This window comes from Lysobacter enzymogenes, assembly GCF_017168095.1.
Classification (GTDB): Bacteria; Pseudomonadota; Gammaproteobacteria; order Xanthomonadales; family Xanthomonadaceae; genus Lysobacter; species Lysobacter enzymogenes_D.
Genome location: NZ_LXSD01000195.1, coordinates 1 through 4,532, shown reverse-complemented (window position 1 = coordinate 4,532; position 4,532 = coordinate 1). Strand labels below are relative to the sequence as shown.

Below are 4,532 nucleotides of genomic sequence, written 5' to 3'. Positions count from 1 at the left end.
CGGCCACCGCCGCCACGCCGGCGGCCGAACCGGCGCCGGCCGCGGCCTCCGACGGCCGTTCGCTGTGCGCCGCCGGCGAAGACATCGTGATTTCGTGCAAGGTCGCCGGCAGCCAGCAGTTGCTGTCGCTGTGCGCGTCGAAGGGCGTCAGCGACCAGTCCGGCTACGTCTACTTCGCCCAGGGCGAAGCCGGCAAGCCCGACTACACGTTCCCGGCCGACAAGTCGGCGCCGGCGGGCCGCTTCAAGCGCACCCAGCTCGGCTTCGCCGGCAACACCGGCGGCTATGCGTACTCGTTCGAGGACGGCGGCCGCAAGCACATCTTCTATTCGGTCTCCGGCGAGCGCGGCCTGGAAGAGCAGGGCGTGCTGACCGCCGCCGGCGCCGCCGACAAGGCCGAGTCCGCGCGCAGCTGCGATCCCGCCAGCGTCGTGCGCAATGAAGACGACACGCTGTTCAAGTTCACCCGCAGCTGGGATCGCGACGAGCAGATCGACCAGCGCGGCCTGCCGGCCAAGCCCTGACCGGCACGCAACCCATCATTCGAATCAAGGAGGAAACCACCATGTCCGAGTTGAACAATCGCGATTACCTGTTGCTGCGCGCCTACGAGTCCGGCATCCGCGAACCGCGCGAGCTGGCCGCGTTCATGGGCCAGATGCAGGTCGAGTCCGGCAATTTCCGCAGCATGCACGAGAACCTCAACTACAGCGGCGAGCGCCTGCTGGAAGTGTTCCCGGGCCGCAACGGCATGGACACCCGCGCCGAAGCCGACGCGATCGCGCGCGGCGGCCAGCAGGGCATCGCCAACGCCATCTACGGCGGCAACTGGGGCCGCGAGAACCTCGGCAACACCGAGCAGGGCGACGGCTGGCGCTTCCACGGCCGCGGCTATGTGCAGCTGACCGGGCGCGACAACTACGAGCGCGTGCAGCGCGAAACCCGCCTGGACGTGGTGGGCAATCCCGATCTGGCCTCCAACCGCGAAAACGCCGCGAACATCGCCGTGCATTACTGGCAGGGCCGGGTGGTCGCGCGCGGCCATCAGGACGACGTGCGCGCGGCGACCCACGACATCAACGGCGGCTACAACCATCTGCCCGAGCGCCGCGCCGCGGTGACCCAGTGGCAGGGCATGCTGACCCCGGAAGTGATGCAGGGCCTGGCCCGCGGCGAAGTGAACCTGCCGGCGCAGGGCCGCGCCAATCGCGACCCGATGGCCGACGGCATGCTCAAGTTGAACGAGCGCGGCGATGCGGTGCAGCGCATGCAGGAACAGCTCAAGCAGCTGGGCTACCGCGACGGCCAGGGCAACGAGCTCAATCCCGACGGCCACTTCGGCCGCCGCAGCGAGGAAGCGCTGCGCCAGTTCCAGCGCGACCAGGGCATCAAGGACGACGGCGTCGCCGGCCCGACCACGCTGGGCAAGCTGCGCGAAGCGGTCGAGCAGCGCCAGACCCAGGGCCAGCAGCCCGCGCAGAGCCGCGACGAGCAGACCCGCGAGCCGGCGCGCGCGCCGTCGATGGCCGATCCCTCGCACCGCGACCACGCCATGTACAACCAGGCGATGGAAGGCCTGGGCAAGCTCGGCCCGAACGGCGGCTTCCGCAACCCCGAAGAAATGCAGCGCGCCGCGGCGGCGCTGACCTACGACGCGTCGGTGTCGGGCATGAACAAGATCGACCACGTCGTGCGCAACGCCGACGGCAGCGGCCTGTTCGCGGTGCAGGGCGGGCTCAACGATCCGGGCCACCAGCGCGTGCACGTCGGCGCGCAGGAAGCGGTGGCGCGTTCGGTCGAGCAGACCACCGCGCAGCTGGCGCAGGACGCGCCCAAGCCGCAGCCCGCGCAGGACAACCCGCAGCAGGAACAGAACGCGCGCCGCGTCGCCTGACCGATGCGCGCCCCGGCGCGGCGCGCGCAGGCGTTGGGGAGGGCGCGTCCGCCGGCCGCATCCGGCGGGCGCACCCTCCCGATCCGCCGCTCCCGCATCCGATCGCTCCGCAACGCCGTCGTGGTTTTTTCTACCGAAGTCTGGAACCGGCCGATGAATCTTCACCGCAACGCTCTTCCGATTCTCGCAGCCTCGCTGGCAGCGGCGCTGGCCGCTTGCGGCGCGCAACCGGCGAGCGCGCCATCGTCCCCCGTGGCGCGCGCCGAACGCGCGGCCGGTTCCGACCCCTCCACGCCGTCGCCGTCCTCCACTCCCGCACAGGCCGCACCGATGAACGCTGAAATCCCGCAGGGTTTTTCTTCCTACGCCGCCGAATCGGTCGGCGACAACCGGCAGTGCGTGGTCGGCGCGGCCAGCGACGAGGACGGCATGAACCAGCGTCCGGTCGCCTACCTCGCGCAGGCCTCGGGCAAGCCGATCTGGGTGCGCGCGTTGGATCTGCCCAGCGACACGTACCAAAGCCGCGTCACCCACTGCCTGCGGCAGGGCGATGCGCTGTACGTGCTGCTGCAGTCCGATACCCAGCCGGAACAGTCGCTGTCGCAGACGCTGCTGCGCGTGGTCAAGCTCGGCATCGCCGACGGCGCGGTGCAGGCCGGCGGCGACGTCGTCGTGCCCGGCGCCAAGGGCGCGTATTCGGCATGGGTGGACGAGGGCGCGAGTCACCTGCGCTGGGACAACGGCGGCGTGGTCGTCGCCGGACAGTACGCCGCGCTCGACGCGCCCGAACAACGCAACGCGTTCACCGCCGCGCTCAAGCCCGATTTGAACCGATGAGTTTGAGCCGCTGAGTTTCATCCCACCCATCGCGCCGCGCCGAGCGCGCGCAGACGCAGACAAGGAGTTAGATCATGGGCAAGAAGGAAGAATTCATCGCCGACCTGTATCCGGCGGCGGTGCGCGTGTCCAAGCAGACCGGCATGTCGGCCGAGCTGATCCTGGCCCAGGCCGCGCTGGAGACCGGTTGGGGCGAGAAGGTGCTGCCGGGCACCAACAACATCTTCAACATCAAGGACAGCAAGGGCTGGGACGGCCCGAGCAAGACCTTCCACGTGTGGGAGATCGAGGGCGGCAAGAAGGTCTGGAAGGACCAGGATTTCCGCGTCTACGGCTCGATCGACGAAGCGCTGGCGGACCGGGTCAAGTTCCTGCAGCACAACGGCCGCTACGCCAAGGCGGGGCTGTTCGACGAGGGCACGCTGGGCGACCTGAAGAAGGAAGCCAACGCCTTGCAGAAGGCCGGCTACGCCACCGATCCGCATTACGCCGAGCAGCTGGCCAAGGTGTTCAACGGCCCGACCATGCGGCGCGGCATCGCCCTGGCCGAAAGCCGCGGCGCGCCGGAGCTGCCCGAGCACAAGCCCGGCGAGCACAAGCCCGGTGAGAGCAGGCCAGGTGAGAGCAGGCCCGCCGCGCCGGCCAGGCCGGCCGACGCGATGGCCGACGGCCGCCTGCGCCAGGGCGAGGAAGGCCCGGCGGTGAAGGCGCTGCAGGAGCGCTTGAACGCGCTCGGCTTCCACGACGCCAAGGGCCAGCCGCTCAAGCCCGACGGCGAGTTCGGCCCGGCCACCAAGCACGCGCTGCAGCAGGCGCAGCGCGCATACGGCCTCGACGCCGACGGCATCGCCGGCCCGAAGACGTTCGAAGCGCTGAAGAAGGCGCCGCCGGAGCAGGCCGCGGCCGGCGCGCTGCTGTCGGATCCGGGCAACCGCGACAACGGCATGTACAAGCAGGCCGTGGCGGGGCTGGAGAAGCTCGGCCCGAACGCGTTCGGCAGCCGCCAGGAGCTCGAGCGCGCCGCCGGCACGCTGACCTACGAAGCGCGCGCGAGCGGAATGACCCACATCGACAAGGTCGTGCTCAACGCCAGCGGCACCGGCTTGTTCGCGGTGCAGGGCGAGCCCGGCGATCCGGCCGCGCGCCGCGTCCACGCCGACAAGGCGCAGGCCGCGAGCGTGCCGCTGGAACGCAGCAGCCAGCAGCTGCGCGAGGACGTGCCGGAGCAGGCCAACGCGCAGGCGCCCGAGCGCGCGGCCAAGACGATGACGGCCTGATGCGATGAACGGGTAAGACGCGCGCCGCGGGGAGGCGGCGCGCGCGATCGCAGGGACGACAGCGTCGAACGGTTCGGCCGAACGGTCCGGACGCGACGCCGGCGCAGGATGCGCCGCCAAGGATGGCCGCAGGAAGCGGAGCCGACACAGCCAGCGCAGGGACGGGAGCGGCCGGGGAAGCGGCCGGGCGAGGCCAGCGCAGGGACTGCGCCGCGAAGGATCGCCGCCGGGCGGGGAGGCCGGGCGGCGTCAGCGAGGCAAGGGCCAGGGACGGCCCGGCGCGGGATGGCCGTTGCGGCCGATGCGGACGGTGCGGCCGTACGCAGAAGCGCAACAGGCTTGCTGCGAAAGTGGACGAACGTAGTCAGTACGAGGACCGGACAGGCATGAAATCGCAAAACACGAATTGGGTACGCATCGGTTTGCTGGGCGCGTTGTGGGCGCTGGGCGGCTGCGATCTGGCCTCCAACAGCCAGCCGGCCGCAGCCGCGGCCGAACAGCGCGCGCCGGCCGCCGCGGCGCCC

The 4,532-nt window shown here is 70.9% G+C and carries 4 protein-coding genes; all 4 read left to right on the top strand.

Translation table 11 applies throughout. The annotated features are described in order from the left end of the window. On the top strand, nt 1-524 hold a 524-nt coding region (locus tag A7A76_RS05075), incomplete at its 5' end, for a hypothetical protein (protein ID WP_206410177.1). Nucleotides 525-565: 41 nt separating this feature from the next. Beyond that, complete coding sequence (locus A7A76_RS05070) at nt 566-1,894, top strand: XVIPCD domain-containing protein (RefSeq protein WP_206410176.1); 1,329 nt, start codon at nt 566-568, stop codon at nt 1,892-1,894. 330 nt (nt 1,895-2,224) lie between these two features. Beyond that, nucleotides 2,225-2,731: a hypothetical protein gene (locus A7A76_RS05065; protein ID WP_206410175.1), complete on the top strand. Its 507-nt coding sequence runs from the start codon at nt 2,225-2,227 to the stop codon at nt 2,729-2,731. 74 nt (nt 2,732-2,805) lie between these two features. After that, on the top strand, nt 2,806-4,008 hold the full coding sequence (locus tag A7A76_RS05060) for an XVIPCD domain-containing protein (RefSeq protein ID WP_206410174.1): 1,203 nt from the start codon (nt 2,806-2,808) through the stop codon (nt 4,006-4,008). Nucleotides 4,009-4,532: the final 524 nt, after the last annotated feature.